Genomic DNA, 960 nt, shown 5'->3' with positions numbered 1-960 from the left:
GCCCCACCCCGCCCCCGTCTCCTGCGGCGGGCGAACGCGGTCCCCGCGCGCCCTGGACGTTGCATCGCGTTAGTTCGCGATATATCGTTATGTATCGAAGCGCGCGACCGCCGCTTCACCAACCAGACGTAAGGACACACCATGAACCACCCATTCACACCGGGCAGCGGCCCGTTCGGCGACCGGCCCGGCCCGGGCTTCGGCTTCGGGCCGGGGCCCGCACTGGGGGCACCCCCCCTGCGACGCGCCCTACGCGGTGCCAGGCGGCACGCCCGGCACGAGCTTTTCGCGCACCTGCGCGACCACGCCGGCGACCAGGGCGGGCCCATGGGCTTCGGTCCCGCCTTCGGCCCCGGATTCGGGCCGGGCTTCGGCCCCGGATTCGGGCCCGGGTTCGGCCTCGGACCGGGCGGGCGGCGCGGCGGCGGAGGCCGTCGCGGCGGCCCCGGCCGCGGACGGCGCGGGGACGTGCGGGCCGCCATCCTGGTGCTGCTGGCCGAGCGACCGATGCACGGCTACGAGATGATCCAGCAGATCGCCGAGCGCAGTAACGGGATATGGAAGCCCAGCCCCGGTTCGGTGTACCCGACCCTGCAGTTGCTCGACGACGAGGGACTGATCGCCGCGAGCGAAACCGCCGGCAGCAAGAAGCTTTTCGAGCTGACCGAGGAGGGCCGCGCGGCCGCCGGGAAGATCGAGACCCCGCCGTGGGACGAGATCGCCGAGGGCGCCGACCCGGGCCACCTGAACCTGCGGGCGGCCGTGGGGCAGTTGTTCGGTGCGGTCGCGCAATCCGCGCACACCGCCACCGCCGAACAGCAGCAGCGCATCGTGGAGATCGTCAACAATGCGCGCCGGGAGATCTACGGCATTCTCGGCGAGGACTGAGCCCCCGGGCCAAAGCCCCCGGCCCACAGCCCCCGGGCCGCGAGCGTGCGTGAATGTTCCCCCGCACCGGCG

The 960-nt window shown here is 73.2% G+C and carries 1 protein-coding gene; it reads left to right on the top strand.

The genetic code is table 11. The annotated features are described in order from the left end of the window. The first annotated feature begins 141 nt into the window (after nt 1-141). Nucleotides 142-888 carry a PadR family transcriptional regulator gene (locus FPZ47_RS27640; RefSeq protein WP_144957474.1) on the top strand — a complete coding sequence of 249 codons (747 nt, stop codon included), beginning with the start codon at nt 142-144 and terminating at the stop codon, nt 886-888. Nucleotides 889-960 lie beyond the last annotated feature (72 nt).

Source organism: Mycobacterium helveticum (genome assembly GCF_007714205.1).
In the GTDB taxonomy this organism is placed as follows: domain Bacteria; phylum Actinomycetota; class Actinomycetes; order Mycobacteriales; family Mycobacteriaceae; genus Mycobacterium; species Mycobacterium helveticum.
This window is presented reverse-complemented; position numbering and strand designations above follow the sequence as displayed.